The sequence below is a fragment of the Polaromonas sp. YR568 genome (assembly GCF_943369415.1).
In the GTDB taxonomy this organism is placed as follows: Bacteria; Pseudomonadota; Gammaproteobacteria; order Burkholderiales; family Burkholderiaceae_C; genus Polaromonas.
On the sequence record NZ_CALRNF020000016.1, the window covers coordinates 20,725 to 39,654 of the forward strand.

At 67.6% G+C, this 18,930-nt stretch carries 20 protein-coding genes; 15 read left to right on the forward strand and 5 right to left on the reverse strand.

Annotation, left to right across the window (positions count from 1 at the left end; all coding sequences use genetic code 11):
- The first annotated feature begins 28 nt into the window (after positions 1–28).
- The 3 genes from ACLV74_RS11780 to ACLV74_RS11790 all read left to right on the forward strand — a co-directional run bounded on the left by ACLV74_RS11780 (position 29) and on the right by ACLV74_RS11790 (position 3,835).
- The gene (locus ACLV74_RS11780; protein ID WP_411879584.1) at positions 29–1,222 is read left to right on the forward strand and encodes a phosphoglycerate kinase; all 1,194 of its coding nucleotides are present in this window, start codon (positions 29–31) and stop codon (positions 1,220–1,222) included.
- Positions 1,223–1,337: 115 nt separating this feature from the next.
- Positions 1,338–2,771 (forward strand): pyruvate kinase, encoded by a 1,434-nt coding sequence (gene pyk, locus ACLV74_RS11785; RefSeq protein WP_411879585.1) that lies wholly within the window; start codon positions 1,338–1,340, stop codon positions 2,769–2,771.
- Positions 2,772–3,010: 239 nt separating this feature from the next.
- Positions 3,011–3,835 (forward strand): alpha/beta hydrolase, encoded by an 825-nt coding sequence (locus tag ACLV74_RS11790; RefSeq protein WP_411879586.1) that lies wholly within the window; start codon positions 3,011–3,013, stop codon positions 3,833–3,835.
- On the opposite strand, the gene ACLV74_RS11795 is transcribed toward ACLV74_RS11790, so the two are convergent.
- Positions 3,762–4,505 carry a phosphatase PAP2 family protein gene (locus ACLV74_RS11795; RefSeq protein WP_411879587.1) on the reverse strand — a complete coding sequence of 248 codons (744 nt, stop codon included), beginning with the start codon at positions 4,503–4,505 and terminating at the stop codon, positions 3,762–3,764. The two genes, ACLV74_RS11790 and ACLV74_RS11795, sit on opposite strands and share 74 nt — an antisense overlap.
- 134 nt (positions 4,506–4,639) lie before the next feature.
- Between ACLV74_RS11795 and ACLV74_RS11800 the strand changes: the two genes are divergently transcribed.
- From ACLV74_RS11800 to ACLV74_RS11820, 5 genes are all read left to right on the forward strand, one after another.
- A complete protein-coding gene (locus tag ACLV74_RS11800; protein ID WP_411879588.1) occupies positions 4,640–5,335 on the forward strand; it encodes a response regulator in 696 nt (231 codons plus the stop codon).
- Positions 5,332–6,669, forward strand: a complete 1,338-nt coding sequence (locus ACLV74_RS11805; RefSeq protein WP_411879589.1) for a histidine kinase dimerization/phospho-acceptor domain-containing protein — start codon at positions 5,332–5,334, stop codon at positions 6,667–6,669. The genes ACLV74_RS11800 and ACLV74_RS11805 overlap by 4 nt, the downstream gene beginning before the upstream one ends.
- Positions 6,670–6,814: 145 nt before the next feature.
- Complete coding sequence (gene fba / locus ACLV74_RS11810; RefSeq protein ID WP_411879590.1) at positions 6,815–7,879, forward strand: class II fructose-bisphosphate aldolase; 1,065 nt, start codon at positions 6,815–6,817, stop codon at positions 7,877–7,879.
- A gap of 102 nt (positions 7,880–7,981) precedes the next feature.
- Complete coding sequence (locus ACLV74_RS11815; RefSeq protein ID WP_411879591.1) at positions 7,982–8,890, forward strand: phosphoribosylaminoimidazolesuccinocarboxamide synthase; 909 nt, start codon at positions 7,982–7,984, stop codon at positions 8,888–8,890.
- A gap of 25 nt (positions 8,891–8,915) precedes the next feature.
- The gene (locus ACLV74_RS11820) at positions 8,916–9,305 is read left to right on the forward strand and encodes a hypothetical protein (RefSeq protein ID WP_411879592.1); all 390 of its coding nucleotides are present in this window, start codon (positions 8,916–8,918) and stop codon (positions 9,303–9,305) included.
- A 7-nt stretch (positions 9,306–9,312) separates the two neighbouring features.
- Here the strand turns inward: ACLV74_RS11820 and trxA are convergent, their stop codons facing one another.
- Positions 9,313–10,206 (reverse strand): thioredoxin, encoded by an 894-nt coding sequence (gene trxA, locus ACLV74_RS11825; RefSeq protein ID WP_411879593.1) that lies wholly within the window; start codon positions 10,204–10,206, stop codon positions 9,313–9,315.
- Positions 10,207–10,400: 194 nt separating this feature from the next.
- Between trxA and purE the strand changes: the two genes are divergently transcribed.
- From purE to ACLV74_RS11845, 4 genes are read left to right on the forward strand one after another with little or no spacing between them, the layout of a single operon-like run.
- A complete protein-coding gene (purE, locus tag ACLV74_RS11830) occupies positions 10,401–10,910 on the forward strand; it encodes a 5-(carboxyamino)imidazole ribonucleotide mutase (RefSeq protein WP_411879594.1) in 510 nt (169 codons plus the stop codon).
- Positions 10,907–12,148 carry a 5-(carboxyamino)imidazole ribonucleotide synthase gene (locus tag ACLV74_RS11835; protein WP_411879595.1) on the forward strand — a complete coding sequence of 414 codons (1,242 nt, stop codon included), beginning with the start codon at positions 10,907–10,909 and terminating at the stop codon, positions 12,146–12,148. Before purE ends, ACLV74_RS11835 begins: the two co-directional genes overlap by 4 nt.
- Positions 12,148–13,137 (forward strand): L-threonylcarbamoyladenylate synthase, encoded by a 990-nt coding sequence (locus tag ACLV74_RS11840; RefSeq protein WP_411879596.1) that lies wholly within the window; start codon positions 12,148–12,150, stop codon positions 13,135–13,137. The genes ACLV74_RS11835 and ACLV74_RS11840 overlap by 1 nt, the downstream gene beginning before the upstream one ends.
- A 60-nt stretch (positions 13,138–13,197) precedes the next feature.
- A complete protein-coding gene (locus tag ACLV74_RS11845) occupies positions 13,198–13,821 on the forward strand; it encodes a LysE family translocator (RefSeq protein ID WP_411879597.1) in 624 nt (207 codons plus the stop codon).
- Between the two features lie 9 nt (positions 13,822–13,830).
- On the opposite strand, the gene cutA is transcribed toward ACLV74_RS11845, so the two are convergent.
- Together cutA and dacB are read right to left on the reverse strand one after the other, a co-directional pair.
- Positions 13,831–14,205 carry a divalent-cation tolerance protein CutA gene (gene cutA, locus ACLV74_RS11850; RefSeq protein WP_411879598.1) on the reverse strand — a complete coding sequence of 125 codons (375 nt, stop codon included), beginning with the start codon at positions 14,203–14,205 and terminating at the stop codon, positions 13,831–13,833.
- Positions 14,206–14,396: 191 nt separating this feature from the next.
- Positions 14,397–15,902: a D-alanyl-D-alanine carboxypeptidase/D-alanyl-D-alanine-endopeptidase gene (gene dacB / locus ACLV74_RS11855; protein ID WP_411879599.1), complete on the reverse strand. Its 1,506-nt coding sequence runs from the start codon at positions 15,900–15,902 to the stop codon at positions 14,397–14,399.
- Positions 15,903–16,012: 110 nt separating this feature from the next.
- Here dacB and tsaB point away from each other — a divergent pair, with 110 nt between their 5' ends.
- From tsaB to ACLV74_RS11870, 3 genes are read left to right on the forward strand one after another with little or no spacing between them, the layout of a single operon-like run.
- Positions 16,013–16,774 (forward strand): tRNA (adenosine(37)-N6)-threonylcarbamoyltransferase complex dimerization subunit type 1 TsaB, encoded by a 762-nt coding sequence (tsaB, locus tag ACLV74_RS11860; RefSeq protein ID WP_411879600.1) that lies wholly within the window; start codon positions 16,013–16,015, stop codon positions 16,772–16,774.
- Positions 16,771–17,250: a ribosomal protein S18-alanine N-acetyltransferase gene (gene rimI, locus ACLV74_RS11865; RefSeq protein WP_411879601.1), complete on the forward strand. Its 480-nt coding sequence runs from the start codon at positions 16,771–16,773 to the stop codon at positions 17,248–17,250. The genes tsaB and rimI overlap by 4 nt, the downstream gene beginning before the upstream one ends.
- Positions 17,247–18,014, forward strand: coding sequence for a uracil-DNA glycosylase family protein (locus tag ACLV74_RS11870; protein ID WP_411879602.1), 768 nt, complete (start codon positions 17,247–17,249; stop codon positions 18,012–18,014). Before rimI ends, ACLV74_RS11870 begins: the two co-directional genes overlap by 4 nt.
- A 10-nt stretch (positions 18,015–18,024) precedes the next feature.
- Here the strand turns inward: ACLV74_RS11870 and ACLV74_RS11875 are convergent, their stop codons facing one another.
- Positions 18,025–18,912 (reverse strand): DMT family transporter, encoded by an 888-nt coding sequence (locus ACLV74_RS11875; protein WP_411879603.1) that lies wholly within the window; start codon positions 18,910–18,912, stop codon positions 18,025–18,027.
- Between the last annotated feature and the right edge of the window lie 18 nt (positions 18,913–18,930).

Genomic DNA, 18,930 nt, shown 5'->3' on the forward strand with positions numbered 1-18,930 from the left:
CCAGCCGTTCTTAATTTGTGAGCCCTCCATGAACTTCATCCGTTTCTCCGACCTGTGCGCCAGCGGCAAAGTTGCCGGCAAGCGCGTGTTCATCCGTGCCGACCTCAACGTGCCGCAGGACGACGCCGGCAACATCACCGAAGACACGCGCGTGCGCGCCTCCATTCCCTGCATCCAGATGGCGCTGGACGCCGGCGCGGCGGTGATGGTGACCTCCCACCTCGGGCGGCCGGTGGAAGGTGAATTCAAGCCGGCCGATTCGCTGGCGCCCGTGGCCAAACGCCTGGGCGAGCTCATGAAGCGTGAAGTGCCGCTGGCCTCCAACTGGGTGGATGGCGTGGACGTCAAGCCCGGCCAGCTGGTGCTGCTGGAGAACTGCCGCCTCAACAAGGGCGAGAAGAAAAACAGCGAAGAGCTGGCGCGCAAGATGGCCGCGCTCTGCGATATTTTTGTGCACGACGCTTTCGGCACCGCGCACCGCGCCGAAGCTTCCACCTACGGCATCGCGCAGTACGCGCCCGTGGCCAGCGCCGGCCCGCTGCTGGCCGCCGAGATGGACGCCATCTCCAAGGCGCTGACGGCACCGCGCCGGCCGCTGGTCGCCATCGTGGCCGGCAGCAAGGTCTCCACCAAGCTCACCATCCTCAAGTCGCTGGCCGCCAACGTCGACCAGCTCATCGTGGGCGGCGGCATCGCCAACACTTTCATGCTGGCCGCCGGCCTGAACATCGGCAAAAGCCTGGCCGAAGCCGACCTGCTGCCCGAAGCCAGGGCCGTGATCGAGGCCATGAAGGCGCGCGGCGCTGAAGTGCCCATCCCGACCGACGTGGTCACCGCCAAGACCTTTGCCGCCGATGCGCCGGCCACCGTCAAGGCCGCCACCGACGTGGAAGACGACGACCTGATCCTGGACATCGGCCCGCAAACCACCGCGCGCCTCGCGGCGCAATTGATGGCCGCCGGCACCATCGTCTGGAACGGCCCGGTCGGCGTGTTCGAGTTCGACGCGTTTGCCAAGGGTACCGAGGGCATCGCGCGCGCCATCGCCGAAAGCAGCGCGTTTTCAATCGCCGGTGGCGGCGACACGCTGGCCGCCATCGCCAAGTACGGCATTGAAAAGCAGGTGGGTTACATCTCGACCGGCGGCGGCGCCTTCCTCGAAGTGCTGGAAGGCAAGACGCTGCCGGCCTTTGAGATTTTGCAAAAGCGCGCCGCGGGCTGAGCGCCTTCGTGCCCGCCACAAAGGGCCGTGCGATGGCCCATGCGCCCAGTTGGTAACGCCTTTGTAACCGTTTCCGTGTGAAAATCGGAAACTAAATTACATGGAGACATTCACTATGCCGCGTCGCGCCACCAAGATCGTTGCCACCCTCGGGCCCGCCTCCAGTGACCCCGCACTGCTGGAAAAAATGATCCGCGCCGGCGTCAACGTGGTGCGCCTCAATTTCAGCCACGGCACGGCCCAGGACCATGTGGACCGGGCCAAGCTGGTGCGCGAAGCCGCCCAGCGCGCTGGCCGTGAAGTCGCCATCATGGCCGACCTGCAGGGCCCCAAGATCCGCGTCGGCAAGTTCGCCGAAGGCAAGGTCCAACTCGAGCCCGGCGGCAAGTTCGTGCTCGACGCCTCCCGCACCGAGCCCGGTGACCTCAAGGGGGTGGGCCTGGACTACAAGGAACTGCCGCGCGACGTGAAAGCCGGCGACGTGCTGCTGCTCAACGACGGCCTGATCGTGCTCACGGTGGACGTGGTGCGCGGCGAGGAAGTGCACACCACCGTCAAGCTGGGCGGCGAGCTGTCCAACAACAAGGGCATCAACAAGCAGGGCGGCGGCCTCACCGCCCCGGCGCTGACCGCCAAGGACATGGAAGACATCAAGACGGCCATGAGTTTCCAGGCCGACTACGTCGCCGTGAGTTTCCCCAAAAACGCCACCGACATGGAAATGGCGCGCCAGCTTTGCAACGTGGCCGCCGCGCCCTACAAACACAAGCCCGGCCTGATCGCCAAGATTGAACGCGCCGAAGCCATTCCCAAACTGGAAGAAATCCTGCGCGTCAGCGACGGCATCATGGTCGCCCGCGGCGACCTGGCCGTCGAAGTCGGCAACGCCGCCGTGCCGGCGCTGCAAAAACGCATGATCAAGATGGCCCGCGCCGGCGACAAGGTCGTCATCACCGCCACGCAGATGATGGAATCCATGATCGTCAACCCGGTGCCCACGCGCGCCGAGGTCAGCGACGTCGCCAACGCGGTGCTGGACGGCACCGACGCGGTGATGCTCAGCGCCGAAACCGCCGCCGGCAAGTACCCGCTGGAGACCGTCGAGGAAATGGCCAAGATCTGCGAGGAAGCCGAGAAGGCCGAATACAAGGAACTGGAAGGCGACTTCTCCGGCAAGACCTTCAGCCGCATCGACCAGTCCATCGCCATGGGCGCGCTGTTCACCGCGCACCACCTGGGCGCCAAGGCCATCGTCGCGCTGACCGACAGCGGCTCCACCCCTTTGTGGATGAGCCGCCACGACATCCGCGTGCCGATTTACGCGCTCACGCCGCGCCTGGCCACCCAGCGCAAGATGGCGATCTACCGCAACGTGCGCCCCCTGCTGATGGATACCAGTGCCGACCGCGACACCGCGCTCGAGCAGGCCGAAGGTCACCTGCTGCGCCGCAACATCGTGCAAAGCGGCGACGTGTACGCCATCACCTGCGGCGAGCCCATGGGCGCGCCTGGCGGCACCAACATGCTGAAGATATGCAGAGTGGCATAGATATGGCCCCCACGGTCGCTCACTTCGTGTAGCTCCCTGCCCCCCGAGGGGGCCGCTGCGCCTGCGGCCGGGCAAAGCCCGTTCCGCGGCCCCTGCTGGAACAAAGAGTCCCGTGCTCTTAAAGGCCTTGTCCTATGCAGCCTGGGAAGATCGGCTGAATCCAGCGGGGCCCTTGCCTGCGTATTCTGAAGTCCATGCCCAACATAGATTCCAGATTGCCCAGACGCTCACTTTTTGCCATGCTGCCCGCGCTGCTCACCGCATGCTCGGCTGTCGACCTCCTCAATGCCACGGTGCCCGACGACACTTACCGCCGCAGCGAAGGGCTGGCCTACGGGCCTGAACTGCGCCAGCGGCTCGATGTCTACCAGCCCGCCGGCGAAAGGCGCAACGCGCCGCTGGTGGTGTTTTTTTACGGCGGCAACTGGTCCTCCGGCGAGCGCGCCGATTACCGCTTTGTCGGCGAAGCCCTGGCCTCGCGGGGCATCGTCGCCCTCATTGCCGACTACCGGCTGAGCCCGGCGGTCCGCTACCCGGTTTTTGTGCAGGACAGCGCGCGCGCCGTGCGCTGGGTCAGGGACCGTGCCGCGGAATTCGGTGCAGACCCGGCCCCGCTGTTCGTGATGGGCCACAGTGCCGGCGCCTACAACGCCGCCATGCTCGCGCTCGACCCGCGCTGGCTGCGGGCCGAGGGCATGGCGCCCTCGCAGCTGGCCGGCTGGATAGGCCTGGCCGGCCCTTACGACTTCCTGCCCATCGTCGATCCCCAGTCCCGGGTGGCGTTCGAGTGGCCGGCCACGCCGGCCGACAGCCAGCCGCTGGCGCATGCCTCGCGGGCTTCACCTGCCGCGCTGCTGCTCGCGGCCGCCGAGGATCGCACCGTCAACCCGCAGCGCAATACCGTGGCACTGGCCCGCCGGCTTCGGGACAGCGGCGTGCGCGTGCAGTCGGAGTTGTTTGACGGCGTCGGCCACGCGACCCTGCTGGGGTCTATGGCTTCGGTATTGCGAGGGCGGGCGCCTGTGCTTGAGCGGGTCGCGGCCTTTGTGAAATCATCTGGCTGACGATGTTGTCGGCCAGCGCTGCCGAGGCCCAGCACAACCAGGCCGTCCAGAGCGTGTGGCTCATGTAGTGGGCGCCTCGCACCTGCTGCGCCACGCCCAGCACCAGACCCGCCAGCAGCGCGCCGGCCAGCCAGCGTTGCGCCGTCCGGGGCAGTGTGTGGCGAAACGCAAAAAAACCGCCCAGAAACGCAAAACCCGCGGAGGCGTGGCCGCCCGGAAAGCAGCCGCCGCTGCCGCCGTCATGCACCCCCCAGGCCCAGTGCGACACATAGGCCACCGTGCCGCCGAACTCATGCAGTTCCCAGGGGCAACTGGTAAGGCTGTGCAGCTTGAGGGTGGACACCACCAGCAAAGAGGCCAAGGTGGTCAGCCCCAGTTGCGCGCGGCGTTCCACGGCCAGCCGCCGCAGGGCGCCGAAAGGCCGGGCCACGGCCGCCAGCAGCGCCAGCTCGACCGCCCAGGGCAACCAGCGGATGTCGTCGTGCAGCGTGCCGCGCCAGAACCAGTGGTCCTCCAGCGGAAATCCCGCTGCAGAACCGAACCAGTGCGCCATCCACAGATCCAGGCTCGAAAGGTCCCAGGCGATGAGCAGTGCGAGGCTGAGCAGTGTTCCCAGGAAAACACGTGACACAAGGGGAGTGCCGTCGCCGGTGGAGGGGGATGCGGTCATGGGATTTCGCGGGGGTGGGGGTGATCCGGGAAGGGGAAGCCGCAAGATAGAGGGGGCGTCTTAACGCATCCTTAAGGCCTTGCGGGCGCCCTGCGATACACCCTGCCGCCGCCCGAAGCGCCGACAATGGCGCGATGCGAATCCTGGTGGTCGAAGACGATGCCGGCATCGCCCTGGGCCTGCGGACCAACCTGCAGCAGCGGGGCTATGCGGTGGATAGCTGCGCCAGCCTGGGCTCCGCGTGGTCGGCCCTGTCCAGTGAGCCCTTTGACCTGGTGCTGCTGGACCTGGGGCTGGCGGATGGCGACGGCGGCGACCTGCTGCTGCGGCTGCGGCACGGCCGCGCAGGCGCGCCAGCGGCGCTGCCCGACCCGCTGACGCCGGTGCTCATCATGACCGCGCGCGACCAGGTCGCCGACCGCATTTCAGGCCTCAACCTGGGCGCCGACGACTACCTGGTCAAACCCTTCGACCTGGACGAGCTCGAGGCGCGCATGCGCGCGCTGCTGCGGCGCGCGGCGGGCCGCGCTCACCCGCTGCTGGTGCATGGCGAGCTGGTGATAGACCCGGCGGCCCGCACGGTGCTGCGCGCGGGGCAGGTTGTTGAACTGGCGCCGCGCGAATTCGGCCTGCTGCTCCTGCTGCTCGAATCGCGCGGCCGGGTGCTGTCGCGCCAGCAGCTCGAAGCGCGCCTTTACAACTGGCAGGATGCCGTCGGCAGCAACGCGGTCGAGGTGCATGTGCACCACCTGCGGCGCAAGCTGGGCGAGGGCCTGATCCAGACCATGCGCGGCGTCGGCTATTTCATCCCGCGCGAGGACGGCGCATGAAGTCCGCAGTGCACCGGCAGGCTTCGCTCACGCGCCGGCTTTTGCTGTGGGTGATGGCGGCGCTGCTGCTGGTGTGGGCCGGCTTCGTGGCGGTGGGCTACCGCACCGGCGTCCACGAGGCGGGCGAGCTGACCGACGGGCACCTGGCCGGCACGGCCGCCCTCATGCTCAACCTGGACCTGCCGCCCTTTGTGGATGCCGCCCGGGAAACCGCCCGCCCCATCATTCCCACGCTCAAAAGCCACGACTACCAGCCCTCCCTCAGCGTGCTGGTGCGTGACGCCGGCGGCCGGGTGCTGGCCCGTTCAGGCGATGCGCCCCTGCCGCCGTTCAGCGAACAGTCCGGTTTCGCCGACCTGGAACTGGGCACCCCGCCGGCCACCTGGCGCAGCTTTTCGCAGTGGGACGCCTCGCATACGCGCCAGGTCATGGTGCTGGTGCGCGCCGACGAGCGCGACGACATGGCCGCCGACGTCGCCGGCCAGCTGGCCGAGCCTGGCCTGTGGCTGCTGCCCGTGGTGGCGCTTGCGCTGGGCGCGGCCATCTGGCGCGGCTTGCGGCCCCTGCAGTCGCTGTCGCGCGACGTGGCCGAGCTTGAGGTGGACAAGGCAGAGCGCCTGGAAGCCAGGCATCCTTACCGCGAATTCAACTCGGTCGTGCGCTCCATCAACACGCTGGTGGCCCAGCAGCAGGCCTCGCTGGAGCGCGAACGCCAGCTCGCCAGCGAAGTGGCGCATGAGCTGCGCACTCCGCTGTCGTCCATTGCCCTGCAGGCGGCCTCGCTGCGCGGAGAGCTTTCGCCCGCCGAGCGCGAGCAGGCGCTGGCGCAGATAGGCGCCGACGCGATGCGCGCCGGGCACGTCATTACCCAGCTGCTGGCGCTGGCGCGGGCCAGCCGCGCCGACCTGCAGCAGCAGATGCGGCGCCTGGACCTCGGCGCCCTGGCCGGGCAGGTGGTGGCCGGCTACGCGCAGGCTTCCTGGGAAAGCGGGCACACGCTCAGCGTGCAGGGCGAGGAAGGGATCGAGGTGCTGGCCCATCCGCTGCTGCTCGAACTGGCCCTGCGCAACCTCATCGACAACGCGCTGCAGCACACATCCCGGGGCACTTTTGTTTGCGTCCAGTGGGGTCGTGATGGCGGCACGGCGTGGCTGCAGGTCTGCGATGACGGCCAGGCCCGCCAGGGCGCAGCCGCGCCTTCCGGCGAAAGGCTGGGCCTGGGCCACAAAATCGTGGGCCGCGTGATGGACGTGCACGGCGGCCGCTTTGGGCAGACTTCCGCGCCCGTGCCTTTTACACGGTGTTACCGCATGGTTCTGCCGCTAACTTCTTAAATAAATGGTCTTTACGCAGCCGGTAGAATGAGGCCTTCGGTTACTTCGCGGTTACGGCCCACCAGGCAGCCCTCGTGTTGCACGGCCTTCCGCCGGGAACCCGCCTTTTTCTGGCAGCGTTTTTAACTTTCTGGGGATTCTGATCATGGCACTCGTTTCGATGCGCGAGCTGCTGGACCATGCGGCAGTCAACGGCTACGGCATTCCGGCTTTTAACGTCAACAACCTTGAGCAGGTGCAAGCCGTGATGGAAGCGGCCAAGGAAACCGGCGCGCCCGTCATCCTGCAGGCCAGCGCCGGCGCCCGCAAATACGCCGGTGAACCCTTCATCAAGCACCTGATCGAAGCGGCCATCGAGATGTATCCCAACATCCCCCTGGTCATGCACCAGGACCACGGCCAGAACCCCGACGTCTGCCAGGGCGCCATCAACCTCGGCTTTTCGTCGGTGATGATGGACGGTTCGCTCGAAGCCGACGGCAAGACCATCGCCAGCTATGAATACAACGTCGACGTGACCAAAAAGGTCTCGCAGCTGGCCCACAAGTACGGCGTCACCGTCGAAGGTGAGCTCGGCTGCCTGGGTTCGCTGGAAACCATGAAGGGCGACAAGGAAGACGGCCACGGCACCGACGCGACCATGACGCGTGAGCAGCTGCTGACCGACCCAGAGCAGGCCGCCGATTTCGTCAAGCGCACGCAGATCGACGCGCTGGCCATCGCCATCGGCACCAGCCACGGCGCCTACAAATTCACCCGCAAGCCCACCGGTGACATCCTGGCCATCGACCGCATCAAGGAAATCCACAAGCGCATCCCCAGCACCCACCTGGTGATGCACGGCTCGTCCTCCGTGCCGCAGGAAATGCTGGCCATCATCCGCCAGTACGGCGGCAACATGAAGGAAACCTACGGCGTGCCGGTCGAGGAAATCCAGGAAGCCATCAAGCACGGCGTGCGCAAGATCAACATCGACACCGACATCCGCCTGGCCATGACCGGCGCGGTGCGCAAGTTCCTGGCTGAAAACCCCGAAAAATTCGACGCCCGCGAGTGGCTCAAGCCCGCCCGCGAAGCCGCCAAGGCCCTGTGCAAGCAGCGCTACATCGAGTTCGGCTGCGAAGGCCAGGGCGCCAGGATCAAGGGCGACACCCTGCAGGTCGTGGCCGCCAAATACGCCAAGGGCGAGCTGGCCCAGGTCGTTCACTGAAAATTCCCGCCAGCCGCAGCTGCGGATTGGCGATAATTCAAAGCCCGCGGCTCTTGCGAGTCGTGGGCTTTTTACTTTGACTTTCTCCCCCACGTCCGCACCATGACCCAAGCTCTCCACACCTCCGCCCTGACTTCCCTGCCCCTGCTCGCGCGCGGCAAGGTGCGCGACAACTACGCCGTGGGCAAGGACAGGCTGCTGATGGTGGCCAGCGACCGGCTCAGCGCCTTCGACGTCATCCTGGGCGAGCCGATTCCCGGCAAGGGCGCGTTGCTCACGCAGATGGCGCTGTTCTGGTTTGCCAGGCTGGGCCACATCTGCCCCAACCACCTGACCGGTGAAACACCCGAAAGCGTGGTCACGCCGGCCGAAGTGCCGCAGGTGGTGAACCGCTCCATGCTGGTCAAGCGCCTGAAGCCCATCCCCGTCGAGGCCGTGGTGCGCGGCTACCTGGCCGGCAGCGGCTGGAAGGAATACCAGGAAAGCCAGGCCGTCTGCGGCGTGCCGCTGCCCGCGGGCCTGAAGAACGCCGGCAAGCTGCCCGAGCCCATCTTCACGCCGGCGGCCAAGGCCGAAGCCGGCGAGCACGACGAGAACATCAGCTACGAGCAGGTCGTGAAAGTCGTCGGCCCCGAGCTCGCCGCGCAGATCAAAAAAATCAGCATCGAGATTTACAGCACCGCCGCCGCCTTCGCGCTGACCAAGGGCATCATCATTGCCGACACCAAGTTCGAATTCGGCCTCGATGAAAACGGCACGCTCACGCTGATGGACGAGGTGCTGACGCCCGACTCCTCGCGCTACTGGCCCATCGAGGGTTATGAGGCCGCCTACGCGCTGGGCGCGAACCCGCCCAGCTACGACAAGCAGTTCGTGCGCGACTGGCTCGAAGCCGTGCGCATCAACGGAAAGCCCTGGGACAAGACGCCTCCGGCGCCTCCGTTGCCACCCGACGTGATTGCCAAAACGGCCGCCAAGTACCAGGAAGCATTGACGCGTTTGACGGCCTGAGGCCCAAGGCCAGCCCGGCGCCGCGATGGAATTCCTGCTGGAACTGCTGTTCGAGTTTTTCGGCGAGCTGTTTCTGCAGCTTTTCGGCGAGATGTTCGGCGGCGTGTTCAAGGCCGCCTGGTACAAGCTGCGCGGCCGCGACCATGAACTGACGGCGGCGCAAGAGGCCGCATGGTCCGTCATGACCGGCATTGCCGCCGGGCTGCTGACCGTGCTGGTCGTGCCCCACCTGGCGATACGCCTGCATTGGCTGCAAATCCTCAACCTGCTGCTGGCACCCGTGGTGGCGGGCCTGCTGGTCGAGCGGCTGCGCGCCTGGCGCGAATCGCGCCGCGAATTCAGCGTGGAAGTTGCCGGTTACGCGGCGCTCTTTGGTTTTGCGTTCGCCCTGACCCGATGGTTCTTCGGCTCTTGAGCAGGGTTTAGCTGAGGATCACGCTGCTCAGGCGGCGGCGGTAGGTGGCTACCGTAGCGTCTTCGGGCGGAATCTGCCCGTCGGCCACCTTGGGTTTGGGCGCTTCCATGACGTCCAGGATGGCGATGTAAGTCTTGCGCGCCAGTTCCTCGTTCCAGGCCTTGTCGCGCATCAGGATTTCGAGTAATTCATCCAGCGCTTCGGTCCAGCGCTGCTGCACCATCAAGCCGCGCGCCTTGTCAAAACGGGCTTCGAAGTCCCGCTTGTTGGCGGCGATCCTGGCGTCCAGGCCCTCTACGGCGCCGGCATCCTGCCTGGCCACAAAATCCATCGCGTCCATCCAGCGCTTGAGCGAATCAAAACGCCGCACCACCGTGGTCTGCGCGATCACCGGTGCGAACGCCACCTTGGCGTCGTCCTCGCGGCCCAGCTGCAGCAGCAGCTTCACGTAGTCGAAGCGCGCGTTGTCGTCGGCCGGGTTGGCGGCGACCGCGTGCTGGAGTTTTTCGAGCACGGCGGCCGGGTCGGTGCTTTCTTCCTCGAGCGCCAGTTCCTGTTCTTCGGGCAGTTCATCGGCGGGCTGCAGGTGTTTGTCGAGGAATTCCTTGACCTTGCCTTCGGGCAGGGCGCCGGTAAAACCGTCCACCGGCTGGCCGTTCATCATCAGGATGCAGGTCGGGATGCTGCGGATGCCGAAAGCCGCGCCCAGTTGCTGCTCCTGGTCGGAGTCGATCTTCACGAGCTTGAAGCGCCCGGCGTATTCCGCTTCCACTTTTTCCAGAATCGGGCCCAGCGACTTGCAGGGGCCGCACCACGGCGCCCAGAAGTCGATCAGCACGGGGGTGGTCATGGAAGCGGCAACAACTTCCGCTTCGAAATTGGCAATGGTGACGTCGATCATGATTCAGTGAAAAGTGGGGCTGGAAAGAAAGGTTTCAACCGCTGCGGCGCGGGGCGGCTACAGCCCGGCGAGGCCTGGGCGCTGGCCCAAACGATAGCATGCAGGCCCGGTTTGCCGCCGCCCGCGCGCCTAACCCTTAAAATCAGGGGTTACGGGCTCACGGCCCCGCAAACCCCAAGACCCAGAAGGTCCCAATGACGACGACAAACAAGACGGCGGCCCCCCTGGTGGGCGTGGTGATGGGCTCCAGCAGCGACTGGGAGACCATGCAGCACGCGGTGCAGATCCTCACGCAGTTCGGCGTGGCGCATGAAGCCCGCGTGGTGTCGGCCCACCGCATGCCCGACGAGATGTTCGCCTATGCCGAAGCCGCCCACGGCCGGGGCCTGCAGGCCATCATCGCCGGCGCCGGCGGCGCCGCCCACCTGCCCGGCATGCTGGCCGCCAAGACCGCCGTACCGGTGCTGGGCGTGCCGGTGGCCAGCAAACACCTGCAAGGCGTCGATTCGCTGCACAGCATCGTCCAGATGCCCAAGGGCATTCCCGTCGCCACCTTCGCCATCGGCAACGCCGGCGCGGCCAATGCGGCCCTGTTCGCCGTCGCCATGCTGGCCCTGCACGACAAGGCGCTGGCCGCCCAGCTGCAGGCTTTCCGCGCCGGGCAGACCGCCGCCGCGCACGCCATGACCCTGCCGCCCGCATGAGCCTTCCTTCCGGACTCCCCGTTTTCCCCGGCACCGTTTCCGCCTCCGGCCAGCCCGCCACGCTGGGCGTGATGGGCGGCGGCCAGCTGGGCCGCATGTTTGTGCACGCCGCGCAGCGCCTGGGCTACTTCACCGCCGTGCTGGACCCCGACGCGCAAAGCCCGGCCGGCCTGGTCAGCCACCACCACATCCAGACTGGCTACAGCGACGAACAGGGGCTCAAGCAGCTGGCCGCGCTGTGCGCCGCCGTCACCACCGAATTTGAAAACGTGCCCGCCGCCGCGCTGCAGGCGCTGGCCGCCGGCCGCCCCGTCGCGCCGGGGGCCGCCGCCGTCGCCATCGCGCAAAATCGCATCGAGGAAAAATCCCATTTCACCGCCAGCGCCGCCGAATCGGGCGCGCTGGCCGGCGTCAGCTGCGCGCCCTATGCGGTCATAGAAACCGAAGCACAGCTGCGCGCCGTGCCGGCCGATCTGCTGCCCGGCATCCTGAAAACCGCGCGCATGGGCTACGACGGCAAGGGCCAGGTCCGCGTCAAGAATGCCGCCGAACTCTCCGCCGCCTGGGCCGGCCTCAAGCAGGCACCCTGCGTCCTTGAAAAAATGCTGCCGCTCAAGGCCGAGTGCTCGGTCATCGTGGCGCGCGGCTGGGACGGCCGCATCGTGAGCTTCGCGCCCCAGCGCAATGTGCACGTCGACGGCATCCTGGCCATCACCCAGGCCTATGAAGGCAATATGCCGGCCGCCCTGGCGCAGCGGGCGCTGGCGGCCACCCACACCATCGCCCACCACGTCGGCTACGTCGGCGTGCTCTGCGTCGAGTTTTTCCTGGTCGACGACGGCAGCGCCGATGGCGCGCTGGTCGTCAATGAAATGGCGCCGCGCCCCCACAACAGCGGCCACTACACCATGGACGCCTGCGACGTCTCGCAGTTCGACCTGCAGGTGCACGCCATGGCCGGCCTGCCGCTGCCCGAGCCGCGCCAGCATTCGCCGGCCGTCATGCTCAACCTGCTGGGCGACGTCTGGCTCGATGCGCAAGGCAATGCCCGCACGCCCGACTGGCAGGCCGTGCTGGCCCTGCCCGGCACGCACCTGCACCTTTACGGCAAGACCGAAGCGCGCGCTGGCCGCAAGATGGGCCACCTCAACATCACCGGCGCCGACGTCGCCGGCGTCAAGGCCACGGCGCGCCGGGCGGCGGCCATCCTGGGGCTGCCCGGCCTCGAAGACATCTGATGATCCTGTCCGGCACCGACCCGCAGGCCATTGCTGAGGCCGCCCGCCGTATCCAGGCCGGCGAGCTCGTCGGCTTCCCGACCGAAACGGTGTACGGCCTGGGCGCCGACGCGTCCAGCGACAAAGCCGTGGCCGGCATCTTCGCGGCCAAGGGCAGGCCGTCCGACCACCCGCTCATCGTGCACGTGGCCGAAGCCGCGCAAGTCAACGACTACGCCGCCGGCGTGCCGCCTTTTGCCGCCCGCCTGATCAAGGCCTTCTGGCCCGGGCCGCTCACCGTCATCCTGCCGCGCAAGCCGGGCGTGGCCGCCGCCGCGGCCGGCGGCCAGGATTCGATAGGCCTGCGCTGCCCCTCGCATCCCGTCGCGCTGGCTTTCCTCAAGGCCTGCAACACCGGCGTGGCCGGCCCCAGCGCCAACCGCTTCGGCCGCGTCAGCCCCACCACCGCGCAGCATGTGCAGCAGGAGTTCGGCGACAGCCTGCTGGTGCTGGACGGCGGGCCCTGCGAGGTCGGCATCGAGTCCAGCATCGTCGACTGCACGCGCGGCCGGCCCGTGCTGCTGCGCCCCGGCGTCCTCACGCCCGCGCAGCTGGAGGCCGCTTGCGGTGAAGCCGTCCTCAGCAAGGACGAATTTGAACAAGAAGCTTTGGGGGCCGCGCCGCGCGCCTCCGGCACGCTGGAGTCGCACTACGCGCCCAACGCCAAGCTGCGCCTGATGGACGCCGGAGCGATACAAACCGCACTGGATCTGCTGGGCGCCGACGCGGCCCACATCGCGGTCTATGCGCGCAGCATTGTGCGCATCAAGTCCGACAAGGTGCTGTACCGACGCATGCCCGACGACGCGCTGGCCACCGCCCAGCAGCTGTTCGCCGTGCTGCGCGACTTCGACGCCAAGGGCGTCAAGCTGATCTGGGTGGAAAACCCGCCGCCGCATGCCGAATGGGACGGCGTGCGCGACCGGCTGGGGCGCGCCGCCGCGAGCTGAAGCGCGTTTCTTTCCGCGCCGCTATCATGGCCGGCACCCGTCATCACAAGGCGTTCCCCCATGTTCTCCATCCTCTTCACTATCTGGTTTCTTCACGTCGCGGCCATGATGAGCCCCGGCGCCAACGTGCTGCTGGTCTCGCAACTGGCCGCCAGCGACCGCGCGCGCAGCGCGGTGTTCGCGGCGCTCGGCGTGACGGCGGGCGCCGCCATCTGGTCGTTGTGTGCGGTGCTGGGCGTCAATGCGATCTTCCAGGTCTTTCCGGGGCTGCGCCTGGCGTTGCAGGTGGCCGGCGGCCTGTACCTGCTCTACGTTGCCAGCCGCCTCTGGCGCTCCGGTAGCGCGGCACTGGACGGTCGTGGCCCGGCGGTGTCTTCGGCCGCGGCCTTCCGCCTGGGTTTTCTGACCAATATCACCAACCCCAAGTCGGCACTGTTTTTCGGCAGCGTGTTCGCGGCGTCTTTCCCGGCGGCGCCCAGCGCGGGTCTTCAAGCGGCGGCTGTGGCGATGATCATCACCAACGCGCTGTGCTGGCACCTGCTGCTGGCTTATTTGTTTTCGCGTGAGCGCGTGCGACTCGCGTATTCCGGCGCGCGTGGAACTTTCAACCGCATCGCCTCGGTCGCCGTGGGCGCGTTGGGCCTGGGCCTGCTGGCGGCCTCCTTGCGCGAAGCGCGTTCCTAGACGCTGTTCTCAGGGCAGCGCGAATTGCCCTTCGGGCTCCGGTTCGTCCGGCCCGCCCTGGCTTCCTTCATCGATCCATTGCAAGTACGCCGCCGACCCGGCTGTGATGGGCACCTGCACGATTTCGGGCGTCTCGTAGCTGTGATGCGCGCGGATAAAGCGCTCCAGCGCCTCGAAGCGATCAGCCCGCGTCTTGATGGACAGGCGCTGCTCGGGCTCGTCGCACAGCGCGCCCTGCCAGCGGTAGATGCTGCGGACGGCCTCTATCTGCACGCAGGCGCCCAAGCCGGCTTCTACGATCTGGCGGGCCAGTGTTTCGGCCTGCTGCGCCGTGGAAACCGTGGTAAGGACCAGGCAATAGCCGGGTGTAGGTGGCCTTGACATGGTGCGAGCTCCGGTGGATCTGTCGGCATGGACAGACAGAAATGGCGGGAAGCGCAAAAAGTGCCCAAATTTCAGGCATTGTGACGCAGGCCGCGCCAGATGGCGCTCTCGTCTTCCAGCCCCGGCATCATCAACAGACTTGTCCACAGGCGGCAGGGATAACTCGGGTCTCCGGGGCCATTGACAAAACCCTAGCGAGCGACCTCTTTCACGGTCCATTCCAGCAGCGCATCCAGCGCCGGCCGCGCGGCGGAGGCGTTCGGGTGGTTGACCAGGCCCACGATGATGTAACGCGTGCCGCTGCTGCCGTTGGCATAACCGGCAATGGCGGTCACGTCGCGCAGCGATCCGGTCTTCAAAAAAGCCTGGCCCGCGACACTTTTACCGCGCTCGCGCAGCGTGCCATCCACACCGGCCACCGGCAGCGAATCGGCCAGGTCGGCGGCCAGCGGGCTTTTGGCGGCGTGCTGCAGCAGGGCCGTGAGGCCGGCGGCGCTGATGCGTTCGCTGCGGCTCAGGCCCGAGCCGTTGTCCATCACTGGCGGCGTGGTGCCCGGCAGGGTTTTGCGCCACCAGGCGGCCAGCGCGGCATGCGCCGATTCCAGCGTGCCGCTTTTGGGCTGGCCCAGGTTGGCATGCAGGCCCAGCGTCAGGAACAGGTGCTGCGCCATGATGTTGTTCGAATACTTGTTGACGTCGCGCACCATCTCCACCAGCGGCGCCGAGGCATAGTCAAAGCGCACGGGCGCCTTCTGGCCCGACAGCGTCCCGCTGCTGCGCAGCATCGCCAGTTCGGGGGGCGTGGCGTCGCGCACCGTGCCGGTCAGCAGCCCGCCCAGCTGCCGCCACGAGCCTTCGATGGCGCGCGCCGCGAAGCTGTTGGGATCGGCATAGGCGCTGGGCCAGATTTTCTCGCCGCAGGCCGAGGGGTAGGTGCCCAGGAATTCAATCGTGGTGGGGTTCTCGACGCTGGCGCGCAGCTCGCTGCGCCAGTCGCCGCAGCGGCCCACGCGCACCATGGGCACGCTGCCCGCCACTTCCACGCCGGCCAGCGGCGGCTCATAGCGCACCAGCGCGCGCTTGTTCGGAATGTCCGGCGTGAAGGTCATCACGAAGGTCTTGAAGTTGATCAACAGTGCATCGGGCCGCGCGTTATAGGGCCGCAGCGGCTCGCCGTCGAACTCGCCCGGGTCGGTGGCGGGCACGCTGAAGGCGCTGCGGTCCAGCACGATGTCGCCGCGTATCGCGCGTGCGCCGCCGGCCTGCACTTCGGCCAGCAAGGCCTGCAGGCGCTCGACGACCAGCTTCGGGTCGCCGCCGCCGCGCACCACCATATTGCCGTTGAGCAGGCCGTTCGAGAGGCTGCCGTCCAGCAGCACCGTGGTTTTCCAGGTGAAGTCGCGGCCCAGCGCGTCCAGCGTTGAATACGTCGTCACCAGCTTCATGACCGAAGCCGGATTCATGGGCGCATCGCTGCGCCAGACCAGGCGCGGCGTCTTGCCGCTGCCGGCCTCCACCACCATCATGGACACGGCGGATGGTGGCACTTTGGCGCGCACCAGGGCTTTTTCGATCACGGCGGGCAGGCGGGGCGCAGTTTGCGCGAGGCCGGCGGGGCCGGCACAGGCCAGCACGGCGGCCAGCACGGTGAGCGCAACAGTGCGCGGCGCGCGCGGACGCGGCAAGTCATGGGTCATGCGGGGATTATCGCGGCAGGGCGCCGGCCATTGGCGCGGATAATCGGGTACATATGCCCGGTAGTCCTTGATTCAAGCGCTGCCGGCCCCTGCCAGACCTGCCAGCCCGAATGCCGCAATTTCTCAAATTCCTCGCCTTTGACACCAGCACGGACCGCATGTCGGTCGCCGTGACCGACGGCGCGCGTACCTGGCAGCACAGCGGCCCGGGCGGCGCGCAGGCCTCGGCCACACTGATCCCGGCCATCCTCGCGCTGCTGGCCGAGGCCGGCCTGGCGCTGGGTGAGCTGGATGCCATCGTCTTCGGGCGCGGCCCGGGCTCGTTCACCGGCCTGCGCACTGCCTGCGCCGTGGCCCAGGGTCTGGCGCTGGGCGCCAATGAGGGCGCGGGCCTGCCCGTGCTGCCCATAGACACACTGATGGCCGTGGCCGAGGAAGCGCGCTTCCGGAAATTCGGCGCGGTGGAGTCTCCAGAGCCCTTCACGGTCACGGCGCTGCTCGATGCGCGCATGGACGAGATGTATGTGCAGAGCTTTGAATTCAGCGGCGGCTTGTGCCGCTCGCTCGGCGACGGCGAGCGGGTGCGGCCCGAGGCCTTTGTGCCCGACGCGGCGGCCCACCTGCTCGCGGGCAATGTGTTTGCCGTGTATGCCGGACGCCTTCCGGTGAATCTGCCGGCGCAGGCCGAGGCCTTGCCCACGGCCGCCGCCCTGCTGCGCCTGGCGCCCGTGCTGGCCGCCGCCGGGCAGTGCGTGGACGCGGCGCTGGCCCTTCCGCTCTACGTTCGCGATAAAGTAGCGCTCACCACCGAAGAGCGCGACCAGGTCAAGGCCGCCAAGCTCCTCGCCGAGGCCTCCTCTCTTCCAAAATGAACGCCATCCTCAAGCCCCTTGAAGCCCAGTTCGAAGCCATGACCCCCGCATGGCTGGATGCGGTGCTGCGTGTGGAGCAAAGTGCCTACGACCACCCCTGGACGCAAGGCAACTTCCTCGATTCGCTCAACGCCGGCTACCAGGCGCAGGTGCTGACGGGCGGCAATGCGCCCGGCGCCGAACTGCTGGGCTACTTCGTTGCCATGAAGGGCGTGGACGAGGTGCATCTGCTCAACATCACCGTGGCGCCCGAACATCAGCGCCAGGGCTGGGCGCGCATCATGCTCGACGCGCTGGCCATCTGGTCGCGCGGGCAGGGCGCGCAATGGCTTTGGCTGGAAGTGCGCGTGAGCAACACGCGCGCCAAGGCCATTTACGAGCGCTATGGCTTTCGCCACGTCGGCACGCGCCGCAACTATTACCCGGCTAATGCCTCGGTGCGCGAAGACGCCGTGGTCATGAGCTACGCCCTATGAGCCTGGACCTCGACAAACGCCACCGCGCCATGCTGCGCGAAATGGGCGTGCGCGTTTGGCTTCCGATGTCGGCGCCCCCCGCGGCTGAAGCCGTGGTGGAGGCGGCTGTTGCTGTCGCCCCGCAGGAGGCGATGCCCGCCGCGGCCCCCGCCGTGCGCGAAGCGCCGCCGCCTGTTCGGACCGCGCCCGCGCCAGCGCGCCCCCCAGTGGCCGCGCCGCAAGCCGTGGCGCGCGAAGCCGCCGCACCTGCCAGCACTTCCGGCGCCTGGAGCATGGGCGCCGCGCAGGCGCTGTATGCCGAAGCCGCCCATGCTGAGGGCGCGCGCTGGCTGGTGCTGGCCGAAACGCCAGCGGCCGCGCTGCAACGCGAACCCTTCAACCCTTTCGAGGGCGAAGCCGGCAAGCTGCTCGACAACATGCTGCGCGCCGCGCGTTTGAACAAGGCCGGTGTGGTGCTGCTCGCGCCGCTGGTGCGCGGCGCCGCGGCCGGCGGGGGCGCCGCCCTGCCCGAGGCGTTGCCGGCCCTGCTGGCCAGCGCGCAGCCCGACGTGGTGCTGGTCATGGGCCGCCTGGCGGCCCAGGCCTTGCTGCAGTCCAGCGAACCCTTTGGCAAGCTGCGCGGCCAGGTGCACGCGTTGCACGGCGCGCAGACGGTGGTGACTTATGACGCCACCTATTTGCTGCGCAATTCGTCCGACAAGGCCAAGGCCTGGGACGATTTGTGCCTGGCCATGAGCCGGGTGGCTACGCCCGCCGCAAGCTGAGGCTGCTTCATCAAGCCTTGGCGGCGTCCCGGCTGGGCGCCAGCACCGAGGCGATCGCCACCACCATCAAGACCACCGCGGCCCAGTCCTGCCAGTGCAGCACTTCGCCCAGGCCCAGCGCGCCCGAGAACACGCCCAGGATGGGAATCATCATCACGCTCAGCGTCGAGGCCACGGGCGGCAACGCGCGGGCCAGCGTGAACCAGGCGGCGTGCGCAAAGCCGAAGATCAGCACCGCGTTGTAAAGAATCGCGGCCCAGGTCGTGGGCGAGGGCGCTTTCCACTGCGGCATTTCAAACACGATGCCGAGCGCGGTCAGCATCACGGCCGTCATCACCGTCATCCAGAACGAAATCGTCAGCGTCGCGGCCGCGATGGTGGTCTTGCGCAGTTGCTGCGTGCCCAGCGCCCACACGGCCGCCGCCACCAGCGCGCACACCACGCCCAGCGGCCGGCCCGAGAGGTTTGTCAGCTCATACCAGAGCAGCAGCGCCACACCCAGCGCTGCGGCAGCCACCCCCAGCCAGTTGCGCGGCTTGAGCTTGGCGCCAAAAAACCAGGCGCCCAGCAGCGCCGAAAAAATCGGCATGGTGTAGCCCAGGATGGCGGCGCGCCCGCTGCTGAGATTTTTCACCGCCAGGATGATGAGCGCATGCCAGACAAACATGTTCGCCGCCGCCAGCCAGAACAGTTCGCGCCACTTGTCGCGCGGCACGAAGAACGGCACCTTGAGCAGCACCATCGCCAGGCCCAGCACCGGAATGCCCAGCCAGATCGAGATCGCGCGGAACGTCAGCGCCGGAAAATCCGAGATCCCCAGTTTCATCACCGGCCAGTTCAGGCCCCAGACAAGCGTGAGCAGGACGAGGAGTATGAGCTGGCGGCGGGAGAGTTGCATGGACAGGTGGGTCGCGTT